The organism is Thiomicrospira sp. WB1 (assembly GCF_001507535.1).
GTDB lineage: Bacteria > Pseudomonadota > Gammaproteobacteria > Thiomicrospirales > Thiomicrospiraceae > Hydrogenovibrio.
In genome coordinates this window covers 529,976-554,898 of the sequence record NZ_LQBN01000002.1, presented here as the reverse complement: position 1 = coordinate 554,898, position 24,923 = coordinate 529,976, and the positions used below count along the sequence as shown (strand labels likewise).

24 protein-coding genes are annotated in these 24,923 nt (G+C 54.5%); 15 read left to right on the top strand and 9 right to left on the bottom strand.

Annotation, left to right across the window (positions count from 1 at the left end; all coding sequences use genetic code 11):
* Window positions 1-6: 6 nt before the first annotated feature.
* The 5 genes from apbC to purM all read right to left on the bottom strand — a co-directional run bounded on the left by apbC (window position 7) and on the right by purM (window position 4,335).
* Window positions 7-1,131, bottom strand: coding sequence for an iron-sulfur cluster carrier protein ApbC (gene apbC / locus AVO41_RS07050; RefSeq protein ID WP_068584707.1), 1,125 nt, complete (start codon window positions 1,129-1,131; stop codon window positions 7-9).
* Between the two features lie 69 nt (window positions 1,132-1,200).
* A complete protein-coding gene (dcd, locus tag AVO41_RS07045) occupies window positions 1,201-1,827 on the bottom strand; it encodes a dCTP deaminase (RefSeq protein ID WP_068584705.1) in 627 nt (208 codons plus the stop codon).
* Window positions 1,824-2,585 (bottom strand): DUF3108 domain-containing protein, encoded by a 762-nt coding sequence (locus AVO41_RS07040; protein ID WP_068584704.1) that lies wholly within the window; start codon window positions 2,583-2,585, stop codon window positions 1,824-1,826. Before AVO41_RS07040 ends, dcd begins: the two co-directional genes overlap by 4 nt.
* Window positions 2,575-3,264 carry a phosphoribosylglycinamide formyltransferase gene (gene purN / locus AVO41_RS07035; RefSeq protein ID WP_068584702.1) on the bottom strand — a complete coding sequence of 230 codons (690 nt, stop codon included), beginning with the start codon at window positions 3,262-3,264 and terminating at the stop codon, window positions 2,575-2,577. Before purN ends, AVO41_RS07040 begins: the two co-directional genes overlap by 11 nt.
* 15 nt (window positions 3,265-3,279) lie before the next feature.
* Complete coding sequence (gene purM / locus AVO41_RS07030) at window positions 3,280-4,335, bottom strand: phosphoribosylformylglycinamidine cyclo-ligase (protein WP_068584699.1); 1,056 nt, start codon at window positions 4,333-4,335, stop codon at window positions 3,280-3,282.
* Between the two features lie 117 nt (window positions 4,336-4,452).
* Between purM and AVO41_RS07025 the strand changes: the two genes are divergently transcribed.
* From AVO41_RS07025 to AVO41_RS07005, 5 genes are read left to right on the top strand one after another with little or no spacing between them, the layout of a single operon-like run.
* Window positions 4,453-5,784: a DUF2066 domain-containing protein gene (locus AVO41_RS07025; RefSeq protein ID WP_160326788.1), complete on the top strand. Its 1,332-nt coding sequence runs from the start codon at window positions 4,453-4,455 to the stop codon at window positions 5,782-5,784.
* Between the two features lie 10 nt (window positions 5,785-5,794).
* A complete protein-coding gene (gene hda, locus AVO41_RS07020; protein WP_068584690.1) occupies window positions 5,795-6,511 on the top strand; it encodes a DnaA regulatory inactivator Hda in 717 nt (238 codons plus the stop codon).
* 22 nt (window positions 6,512-6,533) lie between these two features.
* Window positions 6,534-7,028, top strand: a complete 495-nt coding sequence (locus tag AVO41_RS07015; protein ID WP_068584688.1) for a TlpA disulfide reductase family protein — start codon at window positions 6,534-6,536, stop codon at window positions 7,026-7,028.
* Window positions 7,029-7,037: 9 nt separating this feature from the next.
* Complete coding sequence (locus tag AVO41_RS07010; protein ID WP_068584686.1) at window positions 7,038-7,322, top strand: hypothetical protein; 285 nt, start codon at window positions 7,038-7,040, stop codon at window positions 7,320-7,322.
* Between the two features lie 17 nt (window positions 7,323-7,339).
* On the top strand, window positions 7,340-8,200 hold the full coding sequence (locus tag AVO41_RS07005) for a PilZ domain-containing protein (protein WP_068584863.1): 861 nt from the start codon (window positions 7,340-7,342) through the stop codon (window positions 8,198-8,200).
* Between the two features lie 2 nt (window positions 8,201-8,202).
* Here the strand turns inward: AVO41_RS07005 and ylqF are convergent, their stop codons facing one another.
* Window positions 8,203-9,162, bottom strand: coding sequence for a ribosome biogenesis GTPase YlqF (ylqF, locus tag AVO41_RS07000; protein WP_082676609.1), 960 nt, complete (start codon window positions 9,160-9,162; stop codon window positions 8,203-8,205).
* Window positions 9,162-9,404 carry a hypothetical protein gene (locus tag AVO41_RS06995; protein ID WP_068584682.1) on the bottom strand — a complete coding sequence of 81 codons (243 nt, stop codon included), beginning with the start codon at window positions 9,402-9,404 and terminating at the stop codon, window positions 9,162-9,164. The genes ylqF and AVO41_RS06995 overlap by 1 nt, the downstream gene beginning before the upstream one ends.
* Before the next feature lie 102 nt (window positions 9,405-9,506).
* Here AVO41_RS06995 and AVO41_RS06990 point away from each other — a divergent pair, with 102 nt between their 5' ends.
* Window positions 9,507-10,949: a diguanylate cyclase domain-containing protein gene (locus tag AVO41_RS06990; protein ID WP_068584679.1), complete on the top strand. Its 1,443-nt coding sequence runs from the start codon at window positions 9,507-9,509 to the stop codon at window positions 10,947-10,949.
* Between the two features lie 60 nt (window positions 10,950-11,009).
* On the opposite strand, the gene AVO41_RS06985 is transcribed toward AVO41_RS06990, so the two are convergent.
* The gene (locus AVO41_RS06985; RefSeq protein ID WP_068584676.1) at window positions 11,010-12,725 is read right to left on the bottom strand and encodes a proline--tRNA ligase; all 1,716 of its coding nucleotides are present in this window, start codon (window positions 12,723-12,725) and stop codon (window positions 11,010-11,012) included.
* Between the two features lie 162 nt (window positions 12,726-12,887).
* Between AVO41_RS06985 and AVO41_RS06980 the strand changes: the two genes are divergently transcribed.
* On the top strand, window positions 12,888-14,273 hold the full coding sequence (locus AVO41_RS06980) for an anti-phage deoxyguanosine triphosphatase (protein ID WP_068584673.1): 1,386 nt from the start codon (window positions 12,888-12,890) through the stop codon (window positions 14,271-14,273).
* Here the strand turns inward: AVO41_RS06980 and queG are convergent.
* Window positions 14,246-15,481: a tRNA epoxyqueuosine(34) reductase QueG gene (gene queG, locus AVO41_RS06975; RefSeq protein WP_068584670.1), complete on the bottom strand. Its 1,236-nt coding sequence runs from the start codon at window positions 15,479-15,481 to the stop codon at window positions 14,246-14,248. The genes AVO41_RS06980 and queG overlap by 28 nt on opposite strands.
* Window positions 15,482-15,734: 253 nt before the next feature.
* On the opposite strand from queG, the gene tsaE reads away from it, so the two are divergent.
* From tsaE to hflC, 8 genes are all read left to right on the top strand, one after another.
* The gene (gene tsaE, locus AVO41_RS06970; RefSeq protein WP_068584667.1) at window positions 15,735-16,286 is read left to right on the top strand and encodes a tRNA (adenosine(37)-N6)-threonylcarbamoyltransferase complex ATPase subunit type 1 TsaE; all 552 of its coding nucleotides are present in this window, start codon (window positions 15,735-15,737) and stop codon (window positions 16,284-16,286) included.
* 104 nt (window positions 16,287-16,390) lie between these two features.
* Window positions 16,391-17,902: an N-acetylmuramoyl-L-alanine amidase gene (locus AVO41_RS06965; RefSeq protein WP_068584665.1), complete on the top strand. Its 1,512-nt coding sequence runs from the start codon at window positions 16,391-16,393 to the stop codon at window positions 17,900-17,902.
* A 70-nt stretch (window positions 17,903-17,972) separates the two neighbouring features.
* The gene (mutL, locus tag AVO41_RS06960; protein WP_235584693.1) at window positions 17,973-19,856 is read left to right on the top strand and encodes a DNA mismatch repair endonuclease MutL; all 1,884 of its coding nucleotides are present in this window, start codon (window positions 17,973-17,975) and stop codon (window positions 19,854-19,856) included.
* 1 nt (window position 19,857) lies between these two features.
* Window positions 19,858-20,841, top strand: coding sequence for a tRNA (adenosine(37)-N6)-dimethylallyltransferase MiaA (miaA, locus tag AVO41_RS06955; protein WP_235584692.1), 984 nt, complete (start codon window positions 19,858-19,860; stop codon window positions 20,839-20,841).
* A gap of 210 nt (window positions 20,842-21,051) precedes the next feature.
* Window positions 21,052-21,306: an RNA chaperone Hfq gene (gene hfq, locus AVO41_RS06950; RefSeq protein WP_068584663.1), complete on the top strand. Its 255-nt coding sequence runs from the start codon at window positions 21,052-21,054 to the stop codon at window positions 21,304-21,306.
* A gap of 109 nt (window positions 21,307-21,415) precedes the next feature.
* Window positions 21,416-22,717: a ribosome rescue GTPase HflX gene (hflX, locus tag AVO41_RS06945; protein WP_068584660.1), complete on the top strand. Its 1,302-nt coding sequence runs from the start codon at window positions 21,416-21,418 to the stop codon at window positions 22,715-22,717.
* Window positions 22,718-22,810: 93 nt separating this feature from the next.
* Window positions 22,811-24,043 (top strand): FtsH protease activity modulator HflK, encoded by a 1,233-nt coding sequence (gene hflK, locus AVO41_RS06940; protein WP_068584657.1) that lies wholly within the window; start codon window positions 22,811-22,813, stop codon window positions 24,041-24,043.
* Between the two features lies 1 nt (window position 24,044).
* Window positions 24,045-24,899 carry a protease modulator HflC gene (hflC, locus tag AVO41_RS06935; protein WP_068584654.1) on the top strand — a complete coding sequence of 285 codons (855 nt, stop codon included), beginning with the start codon at window positions 24,045-24,047 and terminating at the stop codon, window positions 24,897-24,899.
* The last annotated feature ends 24 nt before the right edge of the window (window positions 24,900-24,923 follow it).

The following is a 24,923-nucleotide window of genomic DNA, read 5'->3' as shown; positions in this document are numbered from 1 at the left end:
ACTGTATCAAGAATTTTCGACTTGAATGTTGGGGAAGGCATGGGCGTAACTGCGTTTTTGTTGTGCCAGATGCGTGCCGATCTGGTGAGCGATGTGACGATATTGCTGCGCGGCCGCACCACTTGGGGCCTCAATCACGGTCGGGTGGCCCTGGTCGGCTTCCTCGCGAATGTGCCGAGCCAGAGGCAGTCCACCTAAATAAGGCACTTCCGCACTCTGTGCCAAGGCCTGGCCTCCGCCTTCGCCGAAGATCGCTTCTTCATGGCCACAGTTCTCACAGATGTGAGTGCTCATGTTTTCCACCACCCCCAAGATCGGGATATTGACCTTTTCAAACATGCGCAGGCCTTTGCGTGCATCAATGAGTGCAACCTCCTGAGGCGTGGTGACAATGAGGCCACCCGTCACCGGAATCTGCTGCGCCATGGTCAGTTGCACATCGCCCGTGCCGGGAGGCAAATCAATCACCAGAACATCCAGATCCTGCCAGCGTGTCTCGTTCAGCAGTTGCATCAAGGTGGAGGTGACAATCGGTCCGCGCCAGATCATGGGGTCTTCGGGCTTGATCAGAAACCCAATTGACATGACCTGCAGACCATAGGCTTCCACCGGTTCCATCTGCTTGCCGTCTTTGGTCTCGGGTTTGCTGTGAACGCCTAACATCGTTGGAATGCTCGGGCCGTAGATGTCGGCATCCAACAACCCGACACGCGCGCCTTCCTGTTTGAGCGCCAAGGCCAGATTGACGCTGGTGGTGGATTTGCCAACACCTCCTTTGCCAGACGCCACGGCGATGATGTTTTTGACCCCGGTTAAGGGCGATTTATTGCCTGCGGTTTCGTGTGGCTTGATCTCAGTAGTGAATTCGATCTTGATCTCTTTGATGGCCTCGTGACCGAGCAGAGGTTGGCGGATTTGTTCAGCCACGGCATCCCATAAACTTTTTCCAGCAAAAGGTAACGCCACCTGGAGGGTCAGTTGACCTTTTTTGAGTTGAGCGTTTTGCAGCAAACCTTCATGCACACTGGAAGCGGGCAGATTCGCCAGGCGAACTTGGTTCAGGGCTGCGGCAATGTCGGCTTGCAGCGCGTCGTCAATGCCGTCGCCAAACAATTTCTTGAGAATATTCATGCAAGAGACTCCGTTTTCGGCAGATGATTTGACCAGGCCTGGTCAAATTTGGGTGATGTAAAAGGGCCGTCAGGATAAAAGGTCAAGCTGGCGTTCGTCGCGCGGCTTGTTTTGCGTATCCTGTGTGATTCGACTCGCAGTGGGCCCTTCCTGGTTTCGGTATTTGGCGTCTTCACGCTTGTTGTAGGGTTTGATCGCGGCGCTTGAGAGGGTTTCAAAGTTGATTGCACAGATATCCATGCCCGGGCGTAAGGCCAGGGGCAGCTTACCGTTGTTGAAAATTTCCAAAACAATTTGCCCTTCCCAGCCCGGGTCGATCCGGTGAGCGGTCACATGCACCATTAAACCGAGGCGCGCCAGACTCGAGCGCCCATCCAACCAGCCGACCAGGTCGTCGGGGATGCGGACCGATTCGTGCGTTGACGCCAGTGCCAATTCGCCGGGATGCAGAAAAAAAGCCTGACCGTCGTCAATGACGATTTCTTCTCCCATGATCTTGTCGAGAATGGCCTGACGGTCTTCACTGTGACCACTCAAGTCAATGTAGGGGGCTGTGTGATCATTAAAAACACGAAATTTTCTGGCGAGCCGAAGGTCAACGCTGATGCCTTTGATTTTTTCCGGGTCAGGCATCGGTTCAATGCCAATCTTGCCAATTTTTAAATGTTGGAGAATATCTCGATCGCTGAGTTTCATAATTTTGGGGGCTTATTAAGCATTAATTCTATGGTACGGCCTTGTTCGGCTTTTTCAACGCGAACTTTTGCAGGGAAATAGGCCTTTTGGGGCATCAGCCACAGCTCGATACGGATTTTATCACTAAGCAGGGAAAAATACAGAGTTGTCACGTCGTCAGAAAAGGGCAGGTCAAGCGTTCGGGGTTGAAAGGCTTGATTTATGTGGATCGGGGTTTGCGCCTTGTCTCGCTGTAGAGCAAACTCGGGCAGGGGGTGATCGGCTTGCTGGTGACGACGGGCATAAAATCCCAGGGCATAGGCCAGAGAAATCTGGTCATAGGCGTGGGGGTGACTGGGAAAACTTTTGTTCTTGTCCGGTGAGACAATCTCGGATGTGGCGGTTTGGCGGACAATTTCGGTTTGGCGTCGATGCACTCGGTCGTCATAAAAGCGTGTGAGTTGTTGCACCGAGCGTTGCCAAGTCAATTCGGAAGGTGGATGATAAGTTAAATCGATTTTGTCGACGGTTTCTTCGTTGATGAAGGCCTTGGCCCAGCTGGATGGGGCGGCCGTGGACGTCAGATGACAGTCGTTTTGAACACAGTAAAAGGCGTGGTGCGCCTGGCCAACGGTAAACCCCATGACCTTGACATCAAACGTGGCTGAAAAGTTGGGCCAGGGCTGAGCATGGGATGCGGGGGTAAGCAACAAAAGCAATGGGCACAAAACCAGGCAGGCAAGCGCTTTGCCCGGTCCGGTTAACCATTCATTGTTCATGACTGCTCTGGTGTTGTTGCATAAGGCTTTGCAGCTTGTTCAACATAATCGGCCCTTTGAGCGGCTGATCTCGAAAGCAGGCCTGGTGATTTTGATAGGAAAAATCACCGCGCGCCAACAGGTTCACGGCCAGTGGATAGGCTTCGTGTTCCATTTTTTGAACACGTTCTTTTAAGGTGTCTGCGGTATCTTCATCGGTGACGGGTAAAGAGGCCTGCAGAACCAGTGGGCCACCATCCAGCTCTTCGGTAACAAAATGGATGCTCAGGCCGTGTTCGCTGTCGCCCGCTTCCAGTGCTCGTTCGTGAGTGTGAAGGCCCGGGTATTTGGGCAACAGAGAGGGATGAATGTTGAGCATCCGCCCTTCGTACGCATCGATGAACGATTTGGTCAGAATCCGCATGAACCCGGCCATGATCACAGCACTCACAGAATAGGGCGCCAGGGTGTCGATCAGTGCCTGATCGTATTGTTCGCGCTCGTCATAGTCTTTGTTGTCCACCACTTCGGTTGAGATGCCTTCGTACTGAGCAATTTCCAGTCCCTCGGCATTCGGATTGTTGCTGACCACAACGGCGATCTCATAGAGCGCATTGTCCTGATAGTCCATGAGCGCTTTGAGATTGGTGCCGCGCCCGGAGATCAGAACCGCAATGGGGAATTTATCGGAATCGGCCACACGCTCTCCTTTGGCTTAGTTCAGAATGACACCTGGGTTGGCCTCATCGCTGTGTTCAATGTGGCCGATGGTGGTGACGGTTTCGCCACAGTCACGAAGAAGCTCGGTGGCTTGTTGTGCCTGATTTTGCGGCACAACAATGACCATGCCGATCCCGCAGTTAAAGGTGCGGTGCATTTCGTGAAAGTCCACGTTGCCGTGGGTCTGAAGCCAGTCAAACACAGCCGGTCTGGTCCAGCTTTGCGTATCAACGCGTGCTTGCGTATTGGCAGGCATCACTCGGGGCAGGTTTTCCAACAATCCGCCCCCGGTGATGTGGGACAGGGCGTGGACATCGACCTGTTCCAGAAGGGTCAGGACGGGTTTCACGTAAATGCGTGTCGGCGCCATCAGTGCGTCAATCAGCGGTTGACCGTCACAGTCCTGATCAAGCTGGGCGCCACTGACTTCGATGATTTTTCGAATCAATGAGTAGCCGTTGGAGTGGGGGCCGGAAGCGCCCAGGCCCAGAAGCACATCCCCGGCTTTTACTTTGGTTCCGTCGATGAGTTTCGATTTTTCCACAATGCCCACACAGAACCCGGCCAGGTCATAGTCTCCTTGTGGATACATGCCCGGCATTTCAGCGGTTTCGCCACCGATGAGCGCGCAGCCTGCTTGCTGACAGCCTTCGCCGATGCCTTTAACGACGTCACGGGCCGTGTCGAGTTCTAATTTTCCCGTGGCGTAATAATCCAGGAAAAACAGCGGCTCGGCCCCCTGTACAATCAGGTCGTTGACGCACATCGCCACCAGGTCGATGCCGACCTGGTCGTGCTTACCGCTTTCAATGGCCAGCATCAGCTTGGTGCCGACCCCATCGGTACCGGAAACCAGCATGGGCTGTTTGTAGCGGTCAATCGGCAATTCAAACAGAGCACCGAATCCGCCCAGTGATGCGGTAACTTCAGGGCGACTGGTGGCTTTGGCAATGGGCTTGATGGCATCGACCAGCGCGTTGCCGGCATCGATGTCAACACCGGCGTCTTTGTAGCTGATGGAAGAGGGCGTTGAAGGGGAGTGTTTGGTCATAATGATGTTAGTCGTGTGCGTTGGAACGTTGATTTGAGTGTCCTCCGCCCCGGAAAATGTCAGGCCAAGACGGTGGAAATGATTTACCATATTGTAACCAAAAAACACGGACAAATTATGAGAAGTTTTGTAAAACCTTTTGCCTTCAGGGCCGGGTTGATGAGTGCCTGGGTTTCCGGTTTGCTGCTGTTCTCGGGTGCGATCCTTGCTGAATCGGACACTCAAGCGCCGACATCCTCGGCCCCGACATCTCAATCAGCCGAGACGTTCCGTCAAAACCTGTTTGACGTCACGCTGATCTTGCGAGGCGAGGAGGTCTCACCGGATTCGATTGGCCCCTATCTGGAAACCGCTCTGAAAATTGAACTGGTTCGATTGACAGGCGACAGTGGCTTTTTGAGTTCTGAGCAGGCGGACACATTTTTGCAGTCCGCGCGCGCCTGGTTGAAACAATATCGTTTCGAGCCCTATCGACAGGATGGTGTGACCGTCGGTCAAAGGCTCATTTTCACGTTTGATGACGATAAGTTCTACGAGGCGTTTGAACAAAAAGGCCTGGTGCTTTGGCCTTTGGAAGCACGCCCGAGCACGCTGGTGTATGGCTCGCAAAACCGGGCGGGCCAGTTGCTGAAACTGGACGCCCAAAACCTGCAGTATTTGCCTCAGCTCGATTGGTATAACCGGGTTGAAGAAATGGCGCTGCCCATGACGCTTGCCGCCCCCCGGGGTCAAGGCTCCTTTGGCGAAGGGCTTTGGGTGTACCCGGATTTTCAGCGCCGTCGTTCCGGTGTGGTGGCCGATCGTCTGCAAACCAGTGACAGCGATTATCTGCTGGCTTATCAGCTCCGCCAGTATGCCAGCCAGCCGTCTGAATTGAACTGGCAGCTGTTCAGTAAGGAAGGTCAGGTGATGCTTGAGGCGCAGCAGCAGGCTGAAGACCGCACCCCTCAAGCCTTGACCGGCCTGTTTCGTGACATGATGGCGGCTGTGGCCGCTTATTACTCACGCCCGTATCGAGATCAGGCACAATACATCGGTAGTGTGACTCTTCGTGTGGAGGCGCTCAGCTCTGTGCAGCAACTGTTTCAGGTCGAGCAAGCGCTGACAGCGCTCAAACCGGTCATACACGACAGCCGTCTGGTGACGACGGAGGCGGGGAAGGCAACGTTTGAGTTGGTTTATCAGGGAACGTATGAAGCACTATTGGCCTATCTCCAAGGGGTGACCTCGGTGGAGATGCTGTCGGATAATGCCATCAGTGGCGAGATTTTTGTGCGCTGGCACCAAGAAGAGCTGACAAACGATTTGCAGAATTTAGCGCCGCAAACAACGGACAATACAAGGAGTGACGAGGCACAGGGTGACGATTTGACCACGGAGCCCGCTGTGGAGACGGCGCCGGAAATATTGCCCTATATCGATGAGGCCACGGCTGGCGAACGCGAGTGAGGTTGGAGAAATGTTTATTCAGTTGCCTTTGAAAATGGGATTGCGAGAGGCGGTCAGTTTTGACACCTTTGTCTCGCCCGACCCTCAGACAGAGATGGCTCTGGCGCGATTTCAGACAGCTTTGCAAAAAAGTCAAGGGGAAACCTTTTACCTTCAAGGACCCAAAGGCGCGGGGAAAACCCACCTGCTTCAAGCGGCCTGTCGACTCATGAGTCAACAACGTCAACAGAGTGTTTTCTTGCCCTTGGCGGATCCAGAATTGCCGTTGATTGCCGATGTCTTATATGGCTTGGAAAAAACGCACTTGATTTGTCTGGATGATGTGGAGCAGGTCGTTGGCAACCCCGAGTGGGATGAATCTTTAATCCACCTTTTGGGCCGGGCTCGTTCTCTGGGGCACTCAGTGGTTCTGTCGGGTGAAAGCGATCTATCGCAGTGGCCGACGGATCGGCCAGAGCTCTCTCAATCACTGATGTCGGTGTTGCCGATTCGCGTGCCGATTCTGGACGAGCCCAAGTCGCTGGTACAGGCTTTGCAAAAACATGCCCGGAAAATGGGGTTCGAATTACCGATTGACGTGGGCAACTACCTGGTTCGACAGTTTTCCAAGGACTTGCAGGAACTGATGTCGGTGTTGAAAATACTTGAGCAGGCGAGTGTCATGGAAAAACGCCGTGTCACCTTGCCTTTTGTCAAGCAGGTGCTGACTCAGTCGGCCATTGCATAATCTCAATCACAAGGAAAAATCGATGCAAAAAATGAACCCCCTATGGTCCCGTGTTTTAGGTGTTTTGATGCTGTTCATGCTGGTCTTTCCCGCAAAAGCTGAACTGGACATTCAGTTCAAAGACCTTGATGGTAATCCGGTCGCACTGTCTGATTTCAAGGGAAAATGGGTGGTGGTGAATTTTTGGGCGACCTGGTGTCCGCCATGTCGCGAAGAGATGCCGGAACTGGGGTTTTTTCACCAAGCACACAAAGACAAGGATGCGGTGGTGTTGGGTGTGAATTATGAAGACGCGCCCATTGATAAAGTGCGAGCCTACCTCAAGCAGGAGAATATTCAGTTTCCGATCGTACGTCTGCCAGAACCCATTGATAATAAGACCACACCGTTTGGGCCATTGCGCGGTCTGCCAACCACCTATATGGTCTCTCCGGCCGGAAAAGTGATTGCTGCACGTACCGGGCGCGTTGACGAGGCGATGCTGAATCAGTTTCTGGAAAAATACGGTGACCGTTAGGAGGTGAGCATGCGTCAGCAGTGGCAGTATGGCAAGCGTTATTGGCGACTGGCCGTCCATTTGATTTTCAAAACCCGGCATTTTGGGGTAAATAACCGCTGGTGGGTCAGCCAACCATCGCCGATCGGCTGGTCTGTTTCCAGGCGTCTTTGGGGCGTGCTGACTGTCATGCCGATCTGGCGCAATTATCAGTCGATGAAAGTGCGCACCTGCCTTGGCTGGGTCCCCCAGAGCGACTGTGAGGCCATGGGGTTTGCCCGTCAGATTGAGCGGGCGGCCAACAAACGGCAATAAACCGGATGGATGATTTCATGGAACAGTTGAATCTCGAACAGCGCCAGTCCGTCCGGTTCGTGCGTCCTTTTAAAGTGACCACGCTTGAAGAAGAGGGATTCGACCAGGGTTTTTCCGGCGTGGATGTGAATTTGACCGGTTTAAGTTTTCGTTTGCCGGAAGCCGATTGGTTTTTGCCCGGTCAAAGCCTGAGTCTTCGAATCCGCAACGATCTCAATGGCGAGCAGTTTGAGCTCGACAGTGTCCAGGTGGTCCATCTGCAACCGGATGAACAAGGGAGTTGGTTGTGTGGGTGTCACATCACTCAGATTTCCAGTGAGCAGTTGCTGGCGCATCATCGCCTGGTGATGACCGATCAGGCAACGGCACAGTCATCCATGGCCGTGGCCAAATTGAGTGAGTTTGATTTTGATGAAACCGCTTCCCCCTTGTCGCAAAACACCGCGGATTTTCAGGAAGCCAGCATGGCCTTGAGTTTGGCGGTGGCCGAGGCCGAACTGAATCAGCAGTGGGTGGAACGCGTTTTTGCGCGGCTGGATCAACTCTGGCAAAGTCGATTGCCCGCGGACCAGCAGCTGACCGAGACCCGCCAGGAAGTGGAGGCGCTCAAACAGGCCTGGCAGGAATTAAGTTTGCAGGCGCGCAGTTGGAATACCCTGGCTAAATTACTGGTGCATTCACCCAGCGCTGGCGCTGATCAGGCCGATTGGCAGCGTTTGATCGCAGACTTTGAAGGACGTTTCCTGACCGATGCTCAGCAAATGGCGTATGATCTGATGCACCAGGGGCATACGGCGCGAGAGGCGTTGGAGATGGCGCAAGAGGCCATCGCACAATCAGCGGGAGGCCGTACCGACGATAAGCGATCCAGTGAATGAACTCAGCGGTTTTTCTTGCGCTGACGTTTGCGCGCGTCGCGTGCTTCTTTTCGGGCGGCTTTTTTCGCCGCTTTTTCTTCCCGTATCTGTTCCACCTCGGCTTTTTCCTGTTGCATCATTTCCGGGGTTTCCCAGGTAATGGGGCCAAGCAGTCCTTCACGCAACTCACTGATTAATATACGCGAAGCTTTGTCCAGATCTACCTGCCCGCCGCTGACCAGGCAGCCACGCTGGCGACCGATTTGTTCCAGCACTTCGAGATCCGGGTAAGGGGTATGGTTTGGCAGTTCCGACAAACTGAAACGTGCCATCAGACGCTCGGGATAGGTGTTGAGCAGATACTCACTGGCATAGGTGGCAATGTCCGGCAGTTCAAAGGCGGTCTCCTTGATGCCGCCGGTAATGGCCAGGCGATAGCCTGAGTGGGCGTTATCGATATTGGGCCAGAGCATGCCGGGCGTGTCAAACAAGGTGTTGCGCGCATTCAGCTGAATCCGCTGGATCAATCGAGTCACCGCGGGCTCATTGCCAGTTTTGGCAATGGTGCGCTCGCACAGGGTGTTGATTAAGGTGGATTTGCCCACATTGGGGATGCCCAGAATCAGCAGGCGGCGTTTTTTGACCGAGTTGTCTGGCAGGGGCAACAGTGCCTCGATCTGTTGAAGCAGCTTGGTGCGAATCTGTGTGTCTTTGCTGTTGACGGGCAGGGTGCGGACGGATTTGTCCGGTTGATAATACGCTTGCCAGCGTTCCGTAAGCGCCGGATCTGCCAGGTCGGATTTGTTAAACAGCTTGATCACCGGGCGATCCCCATACAACTGAGCCAGCATTGGATTTTGGCTGCTGTAGGGAATGCGGGCATCCAGCACTTCGATCACCAGATCGATTTCAGGCAGTTGTTCCCGAACTTCTTTCTGGGCCTTGTGCATGTGGCCGGGATACCATTGGATGGGGTTGAGCATCAGCGGCGTCCGAACAGGCGCATTAAAAAGCGGGCAAAGACCACCAGGGCACTGGCGAGCCAGACATACACGAACCATTTAAAGATGGCGTAGAAAGATTCCATTTGCGGTTGCAGATGCGAGACGCCTTCGACCGTCAGTTGACCGTTTTCGGCATTGGAAAGCACGATCAGCACCACCAGCAGAATCACCGCCGCGTTTGCGGCCCCCAGGTAAAGAAACAGTTTTTGCCAAATATCCACACGCGTTCCTATGGTATTTTGTATTGATCGGAGTATTATAAAGCCATGAAGCCTTCGCTCTCAAAAAACTTAAGACGGGTTTATCGACGATTCTTTTGGCCAGTGGCGCTGATTGGAACGATTGCGCTGGTGCTTCATTTAACCCAGACCCTTCGTTTGACCGAAGAATTGTTTCGCCTTGAGATCCAGAATCTTTCCAAACAAGTCCATCGGCATTTTGAGCATGTGCAAAAAAGTGTTCAGAGTCGATACACACAAATCGCTCACCTCTACGAAAGCCGCCCTGAATTGCTTCAACGCATACGTACTCAAGATCACGATGGCTTGTATGCCTTGTTAAAGAGCGATTATCAGGCGCTTCGTGAAGAAATGCCGCAGTTATATGTGATGCATCTGTTCAACGAGCGTAATGTGACGTTGTTGCGTCTTCACAAGCCTGCATCCTGGGGTGACGACCTGACTCAGATCCGACCGATGATGGCAAAAGCCAACCGAAGCGGTGAGGTGCAGCACGGTTTTGAAGCAGGGAAAAATGGCATTACCTACCGGGTCAGTGTGCCAATGGTTTCGTCGGGCCAGCCGCTGGGGGTGTTGGAGTTTGGGATTGAACCGGTGTATTTCACCACGGATTTGGCTGAGCATTATCAAGTGTCGAGTCGCTTGCTGGTCCCCCAGGGAAAGCTGTCGCACCTGGTGCGCTCGGTGTCGTTTGGCACGATTGGTGACTATGCTGTGATCAAGCGTGACCCGGTGTTTGATCAATTGGCCATTGGTGTCTCCGAGCCGACCGGTTTGATCCACCAAGGGGAGCGTACCTTTGTTTTTATTTCCGATTTAACGCTGCCCAACTACCTGGGCCAGGATGTGGTCCGGGTGCAAGTGGTCAAAGACATCACCGAGCGGTATAACCATCATTATCAGGAGCTTTATGCGCAAGTGGGCATGAATGTGATTGCGCTCTTTTTGATGCTGGTGTTGCTGCATATTCTGTTAAGACGGTTTCAACTGGCTTCGATTCGCAGTGAACGCAAACTCCGACATTTACGAAAACAAAACCGGGCGTTTCAGCAGAGCAATGAACGGGATGAACTGACGCAGTGCTTCAATCGTCGGTATTTTAAAAAACGCCTGCGGCGTTTGCTGGCTCGGGAACGTCACACTTCCTGTGCGTTACTGTTTTTTGATATCGATTATTTCAAGGAAATCAACGACGAATGCGGCCACTTGGTGGGTGATCAGATCCTGTCAGAACTGGCGGTGTTTGTGCGACAGAATGTGCGTGATGGAGATGCCCTGATCCGCTGGGGCGGAGAGGAATTTGCCTTGATTCTGGAAGGCGTGGCACTGGCCGATGCCAGAGACGTGGCAGAAAAATTGCGCGCGCTGGCTCAGGAAAAAACCTGGGTCGAGGGCGTTCGCATGACACTCAGTTTTGGGGTGACGATGATTCAGCCGGGTGATGATCTTAAAAGCCTGCAGGATCGTGTGGACAAACTGCTTTATGACGCCAAGCACGGCGGTCGCAACCAGGTGTGTGCCGGCTGATGCGTTGGAGGGGTCGGTTTTTTACCAGGCCTGGTAAAAAACCGTATTCCGCTAAGCGGATCAGCGGTTGAGCTGCGCCAGCAGGAAGGACATGAAGGTGTCGGCCGGAATGTCCTGCGCCTGGTCATCGCGGCGATGCTTGTATTCAATCATGCCTTTGTCCAGACCGCGCTCCCCAATCACGATGCGGTGAGGAATGCCGATCAGTTCCATGTCGTTGAACATGACGCCGGGGCGTTCCTTGCGGTCATCAAACAGCACTTCAACCCCTTGATCTTTCAGGGTCTGATACAACTCATTGGCGGCGGCTTCCACGCGGGGGGATTTGTGCATCTGCATGGGCACAATGCAGACCGAAAACGGTGCGATGGGTTCCGGCCAGATGATGCCCTTGTCATCGTGGTTCTGTTCGATCGCAGCGGCGACCACCCGGCTGACGCCGATGCCATAACAGCCCATTTCCAACACCTGCGCGCGTGAGTGTTCGTTGAGCACCGTGGCGTTGAGCGCCTGTGAGTATTTGTTGCCCAGTTGGAAGATATGCCCCACTTCGATGCCACGGGCAATGCTCAGTTTGCCCTGACCGTCGGGGCTCGGGTCGCCTTTGATCACATTGCGCAAATCCACGATTTCATCAAATTGAGCATCACGTTCCCAGTTGGCACCGCTAAAGTGATGGCCGTCTTCATTGGCTCCGCAGACAAAATCCGCCATCTTTTCCGCGCTGCGATCCACCAGTACGGGAATCGAGAGATTGATCGGCCCCAGTGAGCCGGGCGCACAGCCCAATGCATCACGAATCGCCTGGTCTTCGGCGAAGGTCAGCGGCGCTTTGACCAACGGGTGTTTTTCCGCTTTGAGCTCATTGAGGGCATGATCGCCGCGCAAGACCAGTGCAACCAATGGCTGTTGTTCGCTGGCGCCTTCGACCACCAGTGTTTTGGCCACCTGTTTCTTTTTTACCTGCATGAAGCCGCAAACCTCGTCAATGCTGCGTTGCTCCGGTGTGGCGATTTTTTCCATATCCACGGACGGGGCCGGGCGATCGCGGTTGGGGGCAACCGCTTCGGCCAGTTCCACGTTGGCCGCATAATCTGACTGATCGGAAAAGGCGATGGCGTCTTCACCTGAGTCGGCCAGAACGTGGAATTCATGCGAGCCTTCGCCACCGATGGCACCGGTGTCAGCCTGCACGGCCCTGAAGTCCAGCCCCAGTCGGGCAAAGATCCGGCTGTAGGTGTCAAACATGACTTCATAGGTTTTCTGCAGGCAGTCGGTGTCCATGTGAAACGAGTAGGCGTCTTTCATGGTGAATTCGCGGGCTCGCATCACCCCGAAACGCGGGCGGATTTCGTCGCGGAATTTTGTCTGAATCTGATAAAAATTGGCCGGCAGCTGTTTGTAACTGCGAATTTCCTTGCGCACCAGATCGGTGATGATTTCTTCGTGCGTGGGGCCGAGCACAAAATCCCGCTGGTGGCGATCCTTGAAGCGCAACAGCTCCGGGCCATAGTCGGGGCCGCGTCCGGACTCATCCCACAGCTCCATCGGCTGGACCACGGGCATCAGCAGTTCCTGAGCATTGGCCCGGTCCATTTCCTCGCGGATGATCTGCTCAACCTTGCGCAGCACTCTTAAACCCAGTGGCAGCCAGTTGTAGAGACCACCTGCCAGGGGGCGGACCAACCCGGCACGAAGCATAAGCTGGTGGCTGATCACCACGGCGTCAGCCGGGGTTTCTCGCGTGGTGGCAAGTAACAGGGCAGAGGTTTTCATAGAACGGTGTCTTCCTTTGGCGATGTTGATGAGTCGTAAATGGCTCGGTGATTCAAATGCAGGAATTTTATCATGTCTCGAGGCCGGCATCAGCCATTCGCGGCTGACTTATGATCGGAGTCGCGTTAAACTCTGTGCAATCAACTAACAAAGGATGCTTGGATGACCGATTCATCACAGGTTGAACAGGAAATGCGTGCCTGGACCCAGCGTTACACCGACTGGCTGGAAGACAAAGAAGCGCGTTCGCCTCGAATTGTGTATCAGCGTGACCGTGCTCGGGTGATTCACTCCGCCTCGTTTCGACGATTGCAGGCCAAAACCCAGATATTCGGGTTGAACGAGTCGGATTTCTACCGTACTCGCTTGACTCACTCCATGGAAGTGGCGCAAATCGGCTCGGGATTGGTCGAGCAACTGGTGACGGTGGCACTGGAATCCGAGCAACAGGGCCAGACGCCTGACTGGCTGGACTGGTTGCCGTCGTTTTACCTGATTGAAGCGGTTTGCCTGGCGCATGACCTGGGGCATCCGCCCTACGGCCACGGCGGGGAGACCGCGTTGAACTATATGATGCGAGAGCACGGAGGGTTTGAAGGCAATGCCCAGACCCTGCGTATTCTTGCAAAACTGGGTGAATACACACCGAAAAACGGCATTGACCTGTCGCGGCGCGCCACGCTGGGGGTTCTGAAATACCCGGCGCTTTATGATTCGGTCATTCAGACCTGGCCGGGCTACATGACCCGCTGTGCCGAACCGGAAGTGAGTGATTTTCGCACCTTGAGCATGCGCGAATGGCATCCGCCTAAAAGTCTGTATCGAGAGGAGGCGGAAGTGTTCGAATGGGTGTTGGCGCCTTTCAGTGAATCCGACCGCGAGGCCTTTACCCGACTGACAAAGGTGTCGGACGGGTTTGACCGAACCGGGCACAAAGCACTGGACACCACCATCATGGAATTGGCCGATGACATTGCCTATGGCATTCACGACTTGGAAGATGCGGTGGCCATGGGGATGGTGCCCAAAGACCTGTGGTGTGACGAGGTGGTTCACAGTGAGGTGTTTCAGCAGCATCGATTATGGGATGAGACCATGACCGAGCGCTTGTTCAGCCCGCGCTCCAAAGATCGAAAACACGCCATCAGTCAGATGGTCGGGATTATGATCGAGAGCATCCGCATTGACGAGCATCCGGATTTCGAACACCCTCTGTTGCGTTACCAGGCACATTTGGGCGAGGGTGAAATGGCGGTCCTGGAGCTGCTAAAGCGGTTTGTTTACACCCATGTGATTACCCTGCCCGAGGTCAAAGGCATGGAATACAAAGGGCAGTTGATTGTGCTGGAGTTGTTCAAGTCGCTGAGAGCCAACCCCCAGGCACTTCTGCCACGCAACACCTTCGCCAAATACGAGCGCGCTGACACCGTCCGTGCCAAACAACGGGTGATTTGTGATTACATCGCGGGGATGACCAACACCTACGCCTCGCGTTTGTACAATAAGTTTTTCAGCGCCACTCAGGGGTCGATTTTCGATCGCCTTTGAGCGGCGCGAACCGGAATGCGTGGGGGTAGCACATATTGCCGGACCTGATTGGGGTGGCCGGGACGCCGAAAATAGGGGGTGGGGCAAAGGGTGCCGTCCACAATTGCCCGGTGACGCTGCAGCGCCCACTTCAGGTGTGGCGCCAGCAGTTCGGACACGGGGGATGTGGCGTCCAAGGCGTTTAAAATCGCTTTGGAAAGTGTCTTGTTTTCCAATGCATTGCCCAGTGCGACACACAGGTTGCGTTGCCATTGTTCAAACCCGATGCGTCGAATGGCGGAGCCTTCAAAGAAACGGTAAAAGTCACCGGGCGTCCACTGCCATAGATCAAGCAGTTGCGCATTGTCCATGGGCGCGCGCGGCGCAAAATCAGGTTCTTCACTCGCCACGGTGAAGCGGTTCCAGGGGCAGACCAACTGGCAGTCGTCGCACCCGTAGATCCGGTTGCCCATCTGGCTGCGCAACGGTTCCGGAATCACGCCGTCGTATTCGATGGTGAGGTAGGAAATGCAGCGTCGCGCATCGACCACGGCATTGTCCACGATGGCCCCGGTTGGGCATTCCTGAAGACAGGCCTGGCAGGGACCGCAGCCTTGTTTGGTCACGGGGGCGTCGATCGGCAAAGGCAGGTTGGTGAATAATTCACCCAGAAAAAACCAGGAACCGGCGCGGGGGTGAATCAGCAAGCTGTTTTTACCGGTAAAGCCCAGACCGGCTTTTTGAGCCAGGGGGCGCTCCAGCACTGGCGCGGAATCACAGAAAGGGCGCCAGTGTGGGTCAGGAAATGACTGGGCCAACCCAGTCTGCTCAATCAGGGTTTCAATCTCACTGGCCAGTTGTTTCAGGCGCTTGCGCATCAGTTTGTGGTAATCGCGGCTGAGTGCATAGCGCGAAACATAGCCGCGTTCGGGGGCCTGCAGTATCCGGACCGGGTGGGCCGCGTCCCGGTCAAAGTAGTTCAGGCGGACGCTGATAATGCGCACCGTGCCTGGCACCAGTTCCGCAGGCCGCGTGCGTTTGTGGCCATGGCGTGCCATATACGCCATCTTGCCGTGATAGTTGTTTGCCAACCAAGCCTCGAAAAAAGGCTCCCATTGCGAAAGATCGGGCGTGGTGATGCCCAGATCTGCAAAGCCCAGCTTGTGCGCTGCGGCTTTGATTTGTCGGCTAAGCGCCGAGTAATCGATGTCAGGGGCGGTTGGCGTCATAAATGAGTCGTATATGAAATAGGCGATTGGACATTGGTGAAGGGATCACGCAAAATTCTAACAGAGTCCCTGGTTGGAGTCAGGGATGAGATGACAATGAGAAAAAATTCGCTGATTAGGCGAAACAGGCAGGCCGGGCAAGCCCAGGCCAAATGTTTCAACGCAGTTATGCGGTATTGAGCCATTTTTAGTTGTTTTTTCATCGCGCGCCGAGATGCAATCCATTTCACGCAAGTTTTAAGAGTGTTCGAACATGAAAATTGACCAGGCCTGGTTAAAAGATGCCTCCCAGACCCATGATTTTGCCCAACAACTGGCACAGGCGTATCAGCGGTGGTGTCAGTCGTCGCCGGATGCGACGCAGCAGGCACTCAGCGTGTCCTTTCAGGGCGATTTGGGGGCGGGGAAATCCACGTTTGTGCGGGCGTTTGTGCAATGGTTTTTACCCGGGCAAAAAGTCAAAAGCCCGACGTTTACGTTGGTCGAAACCTACCCGGTTCGCATTGAGCAACCGCATGCCGAGGCCACGGCGGTGACGTTTGTGCACTTTGATTGTTATCGGCTCGCCGACCCGGAAGAACTCGAGTTTCTGGGCATTCGTGATCTGTTGAAGCCGCCGTCGTTGGCGCTGGTGGAGTGGCCGGACAAAGGCGAAGGGGTTCTGCCCCAGCCGGACCTGGTCTGTGAATTGGCTCTGGCAGAGGTCGAAAATCCGGAAAAAGGACGTGTCCTTTCATTGCAAGCCCATACCGAATCAGGCAAGCAGTGGCTGGCGTGTATGCCCACTACGGCAACGGTGAATTGAAGAGGTCGGGCATGGAAAACCGATTTTTTGACACTTTCTGGCACGAAGTTTGTTTTAGGGGAAATGGTTTTACTTTCTCCGTTACAAACCAGTCAGGTGAGGTTATGCAAAATAATCTGTTTTTACATGCCGGGTCAGCGCGTCCCCACAAGTCAAACGGTCGTTTTAAGCGATGGTTGGTGATGGTGATGGCTTTGCTAGGGCTTTTGTCGTTGTCCTCTCAGGTGATGGCAGACACGACCTTGACCAAAGTGCGCATCGGACAGGGCGAGTCGCATACGCGGGTGGTGTTTGAAATCAAACAGAATCAGCGTTTTAAGGTCTGGACACTGGATAATCCGGCGCGGATCGTGCTGGATTTTTATGGGGCCGACAGTCACTTGGGCTTTCAGCGACAGGCTTATGAAGACAAACGGCTCAAACGCATTCGGGTCAAACATCAGACTAACCGCACACGGGTGGTCCTGGACTTGAAGGAAGCCCTGTTTTATAAATATTTTACGCTGGCGGCTCGAAAAGGCATGGACGAACGAGTGGTGGTGGATTTGAAATACCCGGTTCTTGCCATGAATCGTCAGGATGCGCCCAAACAATTGGCTGCAGCTGAGCGTAAGAAATCAGATCACGCCCAGTCAAATGCCAAAGCGGCTGAGCACTCTGCTTCCAAATTAGCTCAAGCGGTGTCCAAGCAGCCTGCGCCGCGACATCAAGCCACTCGCACACTGTTAGACCAAGCTCCCAGCTCGCATGAGCTGGTGGTGGCGCTTGATCCGGGGCATGGTGGGTTTGATACCGGTGCCATTGCTCAAAATGGCGTTTATGAGAAACACGTGATTCTGTCCATGGCCAAGCGCATTAAAAAACACATCGATGCGGCCCCCGGCATGCGTGCGGTCCTGACACGAACGGATGACCGTTTTTTGCCGTTGAAAGAACGGGTGCGACTGGCACAAAAGCAGGACGCGGACATTTTTATTTCATTGCACGCCGATGCATTTGGGGATGAGCGTGTTCGAGGCGGTTCGGCCTATATTCTGGCCTCACGGGGGGCCAGTGCCCGCGTTTCATCGCTGCTCAAGCGCAGCGGTGGTGATACGTTGCAGGATGTGCGTCTGAAAACCCGGGCGGATCGAGCCTATGTCATGACCGGTCTGAGTCGGGCTGCGAACATTCGAGCCAGTCGAAAACTGGCCAATGCGCTGCTCAGCCAGTTGGGCGCTAAGGTGCACATGCACAAACGACGGGTTCAAACCGCCGATTTTGCGGTGCTGAAATCGATTGACATGCCATCGGTTCTTCTTGAAACCGCTTTCATTTCCAACGCCAACGACTTGAAAAATCTGCAATCCCCCTGGTTTCATAATCAGGTGGGAGAGGCCTTGGTCAAAGGCTTGACCCGTTTTGTGTCGCAGCATGGACACCAGCCGCGCTGGGGCGAACAGCTTTATGTCCAGTATCGAGTGCGTCCAGGGGATACCTTGTCCGAAATCGCGGCCAACTACCAGTTGAGCACGCGCCAGCTTAAAAAAATCAACCACATCAAAAAAGCAGACCGGTTGTTTGTCGGCAAGCGCTTGAAGATTCCGGTATCGGACACGATTCTGGCATCGCTGTAGTTGACTTTGAAACCTTGCCGGGGGCATCGTATAATCCCGCTATGATTTGCCAACCTTTCACAGATGCCCCTTGAACGACGCTGAGCTGAACAGCCCGACACCCGGTTCCGAGATTGCGGTTCTGCCCTCGCACCTGGCCGATCAGATCGCGGCGGGGGAAGTGGTTGAACGGCCCGCGTCCGTTGTGAAAGAGTTGCTTGAAAATGCGCTCGACGCCGGGGCCTCATCCATCAGTGTGGCCATCGAAGCAGGCGGGCACAAAGCCATTCAAGTCACCGATGACGGGGCGGGAATTCCCAAAGCCCAGCTGCAACTCGCCGTCAGTCGCCACGCCACCAGTAAAATTCACACACCGGAAGATTTGGTCGGGGTGCGCACGCTCGGGTTTCGAGGGGAGGCACTGGCCAGTATCAGTTCGGTTTCACGTTGTGCCTTGACCAGCCGTACCGCGAACCAAAGTGCTGCCTGGAAAATACAGGTGGATGGCAATGGTCAATGGGGCGAACCGGAGCCCGTGGCGCATCCGCAGGGAACGCGGGTTGAGGTGCGTGATCTGTTTTATAACACGCCTGCCCGCAAAAAATTCCTGCGTCAGGAACGCACCGAATTCAGTCACATCGAACAACTGGTGCGACGAGTGATGTTATCGCGCCCGGATGTGGCGATTAAGTTGGTCCACAATCAAAAAACCGTGCGTCAGGTGGCACCAGTGACCGATGAGGTGAGTGAGCGCCAGCGACTGAGTCATCTAATGGGCGCCCCGTTTGTGGATAATGCGCTCAAGCTGGCGTTTGATGCCCAGTCCATGCAACTGTCGGGCTGGGTCGCGCAGCCCAGCTTTAACCGGGCTCAGGCTGACATGCAGTACCTGTTTGTCAATGGGCGCATTGTGCGTGACCGACTGCTGTCCTATGCGGTCAAGCAGGCTTATGCCGACGTGATGTATCACGGCCGTCATCCTGCTTATGTCCTGTTTTTGCAGATTCCCGCCGACAGCGTTGATGTGAACGTGCATCCGGCTAAGTATGAGGTGCGCTTTGCTGAAGGGCGTCGTGTCTATGATTTTTTGCGCCGGACGGTGCGGGACGCCGTGTCCAAACCGCTGGTGGGGCGTGACTTGTCCGGGGAGTCCAACCGTTCGACGTCACAGGCGATGCCCGATCCGCGATCTCAGGCGGGCGTGTCATCCGAAGCCTGGTCCGAACAAGGGCATCAGGCCTCCATGGCGTTTCAACAGCCTGCGCCATTTTCCGGCAGTTCCTCATCAGGTGTCAAAGAATCCCTGGCCTATTATCAGGTGGCACCGGGGGCGGATGTGTTGCCCGCTCAAAATGCGCCGTCAGCTTTCGCCGCGCCAAGCGATGTGTCGCAGAATTACCTGGGGTATGCCAAAGCACAGATTCATGGGGTGTTTGTGTTGTCTGAAAATGAGCAGGGGCTGGTGCTGGTCGACATGCATGCCGCGCATGAGCGCATTGTGTATGAGCGTTTGAAGCAGCAGTGGGCTCAGGCCCGCTTGGTGACGCAACCGTTGCTGGTACCGGTGGTGGTGCGACTGGAAGCCTCTGACCTGCGCGTGTGGGAAAATTTTAATTCGGAGTTTGAGCGCTTAGGGTTTCGGGCCGAAGTGTTCGGGCCGGAGCAGATCAAGTTGACAGAAGTACCCAGTTTGCTGGCCAAAACCGATGTGGCCAGCCTGTTTGTGGACATGCTGGGGGAATTGGCGCAACAGGGTCACACGGATTTGTCGGAGACCCTGATTGATCGACTGCTGAGTACCATGGCCTGTCATGGCTCGGTTCGAGCCAATCGCCAGTTGACGTTGGAGGAGATGAACGCCTTGCTGCGTGACATGGAACGAACCGAGCGCTCGGCCCAATGCAACCATGGGCGCCCCACTTGGGTGCAGCTGAACATGGATGAGCTGGATCGGCTGTTCATGAGGGGGCAGTAGCGTGCGTGATTTCAGACACCCCGACTGGCTGACCTCGCTGATTGAACAACGCTGTGTACTCGCGTTGATGGGGCCGACAGCTTCCGGTAAGAGTGCGCTTTCCATGGCGCTGGCCGAGGAACTTCCGGTCGAGTTGATCAGTGTGGATTCGGCGCTGATTTATGAGGGCATGGACATTGGCACCGCCAAACCGTCTGAGCAGGAACGCACGCAGGTAGCGCATCATCTGGTGGATATTCTGCCCCCCACCCAGTCATATTCCGTTTCCGAGTTTCTGGAAGATGCCTCCCAGTCGATCGCGCATATTTGGGCAAACGGCCGGCTGCCCGTGCTGGTGGGGGGCACGATGATGTATTTCCATGCGTTGCAAAATGGTCTGGCGGATTTGCCTGAGGCCGATCCGTCGTTGCGCCGTTCGCTCCATCAGGCCTGGCAAAAAGACCCTCAGGGTCAACATGCCCGCTTGATGGTGGTGGATCCGGCCGCGGCCGCACGCATTCATGTCAACGATGCGCAGCGCTTGATTCGTGCGTTGGAGGTGTATGAATTAACCGGCACCCCCTTGAGTGTGCATCAGCAAAACGCACGCAACCAGGCGTGCGATGCCTGGAAGTTGGTCAAAGTGGGGCTGATCCCGTCGGATCGCAAGCGATTGCATCAGGTGATCGAGCAGCGCTTTGACCAGATGCTGGAAGCCGGGTTTGTGAAAGAGACTGAGCATTTATTTGCCCAACCCGGGTTGCATGCCGACCTGCCCGCAATCCGCAGCGTCGGGTATCGCCAGGCCTGGGCATACTGGCAGGGCGAGATCGATTACGAGACGTTTGTCGCCAAAGCCAAAACCGCCACACGGCAACTGGCCAAGCGCCAGTTAACCTGGTTGCGAAAAGAATCCGATCTGCTGACGCTTGACCCATTCGAACAGTCGTTGAGCGAGCAGGTGGCGCAGACGCTGGCGCACCTTGAGCAGCGATGTGACGCTTAAAAAGCAGGCGCAAAGTCATGAACGCATTGTCAGGCGGATACTTTCTTTTTGACTGCAAAGTGACTGTGGTATGATTTCATTCATCATTCGTTGCCGGGATGGATGCTAAGGCCATGTCGGTGATAAACCTCAGTGCCAGGCTTGTGATTCAGCGGGCCTGGATCGTGAGTAACGGATGCCATATAAAAAATAAACGAACAGGAAAGTAACATGGATAATAAAAAGCCAGCCAAAGCTTTGCCCATTCAGGACCCATATTTGAACGCGCTACGCAAAGAACGCATTAATATTGCGATCTACCTGGTCAATGGCGTCAAGCTTCAGGGGCGCGTCGACTCCTTTGATCAGTTTGTGGTCCTGCTGCGCAGCAATGTGACGCAAATGGTTTACAAACATGCCATTTCGACCATTGTGCCGTCGCGCGAACCAAAAGCCTATGAACAAGGTGCATCCGACGACGAGTGAGTTCGATGCCTTTTTCGTGCCGGAAAATCTTCCGGCACTTTGATGGTGGCCGGTTAGGGTCCCATTTTCCTGCCTTTTTTCTTTTTTCATACCACCTGACTGAATAGACATGGAATTATTTGGAAAGCTCGAACGCCAGCAGTTAGACCGTGCCGTGCTGGTTCATGTAGATTTTTATCATGAATCGGATCGTGAAGAGCTGGATGAGCTTTATGAGCTTGTCGATTCCGCCGGTGCCGATGTGCAGACCCTGATCACCGCCAAGCGCGACAAGCCCGATCCCAAATATTTTGTGGGCAAAGGCAAGGTGGATGAAATTCAGTCCGCCATTGCCTCGACCGAGGCGGATGTGGTGATTGTCAATCATGCGCTCAGTCCGGCGCAGGAGCGTAATTTAAGTGACCAGCTCAAGATACAGGTTCTGGATCGCGTGGGGTTGATTCTGGATATTTTTGCGCAACGGGCCCGTTCACATGAAGGTAAGCTACAGGTTGAGCTGGCACAGCTCAAACGGATGGCCACACGTTTGGTGAAAGGCTGGACGCATCTGGACCGCCAGGGCGGGATCGGCGCAAGAGGCCCGGGGGAAACTCAGCTTGAGACCGACCGTCGTCTGGTTCAGGGCAAAATCAAGCAACTGGAAGCGCGCATTGAGAAAGTACGCAAGCAGCGCCAGCTGGGCCGACAATCGCGCAAGAAATCGGATTTGCCCACGGTGGCGATTGTGGGCTACACCAATGCTGGTAAATCCACGCTCTTTAATTGGTTGACGCAGGCGCATGTGTATGCCGAAGACCGCTTGTTTGCCACCCTGGATTCCACCTTGCGCAAGGTGCATTTGCCCGGCGCCGGGCCGGTTATATTTGCAGACACGGTGGGATTTATCCGTCACATTCCGCATGATTTGGTGGCCGCGTTTCGCTCCACTCTGGAAGAGACCAGTGAAGCGGATTTGCTGATTCATCTGGTTGATGTGGCCGATCCGCATCGCGCAGAAAAAATGGCCGATGTGGCCGAGGTGATTGAAGAAGTCGGTGCCGCGGATGTGCCACAACTGGTGGTGTTTAACAAAATTGACCGGCTTGAGCCGCCAGCCAATGAGCCCAAAGTGCGTCACGGAGAAGATGGGCTGCCCTGTGAAATATGGATTTCGGCGGCCAAAGAAAGCGGTCTGTCGCTGTTGAGTGATGCCATCGGTGCGCATTTTCATGGGCGCTATCAGACTGTGTCGCTCACGCTGGATGTGACCGCGGGCAAGCGCCGCAGTGAACTGTATCAACTGGGTACGATTCTGGAGGAGTCGTTCGACGAGGCTGGACACAGCTGTTTTCGTATGCATGTCACCGATCAGGAGTCGCGTCAGATTCAACAGTGGCCTGAAATCCTTGCCTATCAAGTGGTTTCCTCCTGAGTGTGAATTCGTCGCGCCGCGCACGAATTATGGATGACATTTGTCCCGATAAAATTTAAAATGCTTTACTGATTTCAAATACTGGAGAAGAGCATGGCGTGGAATGAGCCGGGAAAACCTGGTCAAGACCCTTGGGGGAATTCCAACGGGTCTGGCAACGGCAATCGTCCCAATGGTCCGAATCGGCCTGATAACGATTCGGACCCGATCGAAAAGATCAAGCAAGTGCTGGAATCTTTCAATGCCGGCGGTGGTGGCCAATTTAACCCCAAAATGATGGTGTTGGGTGTGGTCGTTCTGGCTGTGATCTGGCTGCTCAGTGGTCTCTATACGGTCGATTCACCTCAACGTGGTGTGGTCAAGCAGTTTGGCGCCTACAAAGAACAGACTATGCCCGGTCTGCACTGGCATCTGCCCTGGCCGATTGAAACCGTCACGCTTGTGAACGTGGACCGAATTCGTACCGCTGAAATTGGTTATCGCTCGGATGCGGCCAATCGCAACGGTACGGTTCCCAGCGAAGCGCTGATGCTGACCAAGGATGAAAACATTGTCGACATTCGCCTCGCGGTGCAATATCGGGTGGCGGACGCGCAGAAATATCTCTATCAGGTGTCGGATCCAGACAAAACGCTGAAAGACATGGTCGAAAGTGCCTTGCGTGAAGTCGTCGGTCGCAACAACATGGACTTTGTTCTGACCGAAGGGCGTAATGAAGTCGTCTCCAAAGTGCAGGCCCTGGCGCAGGAAAAACTGGATGACTATCAGGCGGGCTTGATGGTGACCTCCATCAACCTGCAGGATGCCCAGCCCCCCGAGCAGGTTCAGGCCGCCTTTTCCGATGTGGTCAAGGCGCGAGAAGACCGTGAGCGCCTGATCAACGAAGCTGAAGCCTATGCCAATGATATCCTGCCGAAGGCGCGTGGTCAGGCCGCGCGAATGCTGGAAGAGTCGCGTGCTTATTATGACCGAGTGATTGCTGAGGCCACCGGTCGTGCCAGCCGTTTTGCCAGCGTGCAGACCGAATACGAAAAGGCGCCGGAAGTGACACGCAAACGTTTGTACATCGACGCGATTGCGCAGGTGTTGGGTCAGACTTCCAAGGTGTTTGTCGGGGCTGAGAGTGGCACCAACCTGCTTTATCTGCCATTGGATAAGATGATGGGTAACCAGACCAGCGTGCCTTTCCGCACGCCGCAGGACGGTAACCAGAATCAAAGCAACGGCTCACAGCAGTCCAATGATGGCAACCGCAATAACACGCGCAACAATGCCACTCAGCGAAGCAATATTCGCGACATCCTAAGAACCAGGGAGCTTCGTTAAAATGAAATCGATCTTATCCATTTTTCTGGCGGCGGTTCTGTTTGTCGGGGCCAATGCGTTGTACACGGTTCAGGAAGGGCAAACGGCACTGATGTTCCGTTTCGGTGAAATCGTCAAAGCGGACATCGGGCCGGGGCTGCATTTCAAAACCCCGTTTGTGAACAACGTGCGTAAATTTGATGCACGTCTGCAGACGCTGGATGCCAACCCCGAGCGTTACCTGACCAGTGAAAAGAAAAACCTGCTGGTGGATTCCTTTGTGAAGTGGCAGATTGAAGACGCCGAGAAGTTTTACACCTCCATGAACGGCGACTTTAATCTGGCAAACATGCGTCTGGCACAAATCATCAAAGATGGCTTGCGCTCTCAATTCAGTGAGCGAACCGTGCAAGAGGTGATCTCACAGGATCGTAAAGTCATCGTGCGTGACATCACCAAAGAGACCGCCAAGGCAGTGAGTGAGTTTGGGATCGCGATTGCAGATGTGCGCATCAAACGGGTGGACTTGCCTCAGGACGTCAGTGATTCGGTGTTCCGTCGAATGGAAGCTGAGCGTCACCGTGTGGCCAAGGATTTGCGCTCCCAGGGGGCCGAAGCCGCCGAGCGTATCCGAGCGGATGCCGATCGTCAGCGTACGGTGATTTTGGCCGATGCGTTCCGTGAAGCGGAGATCATTCGAGGGGAAGGCGATGCCGAATCCACCGAGATCTATGCCAATGCCTATCAGAAAGACGCCGATTTCTATGCGTTCTATCACAGTTTGGACGCCTATCAGAAGTCATTCAAAGACAAGTCTGATGTCATGATTGTGGATTCTCAGTCAGACTTCTTTAAATTCTTCAAGCAGCCTGAATAAACGTCAGGCACTCAAATCAGGTGG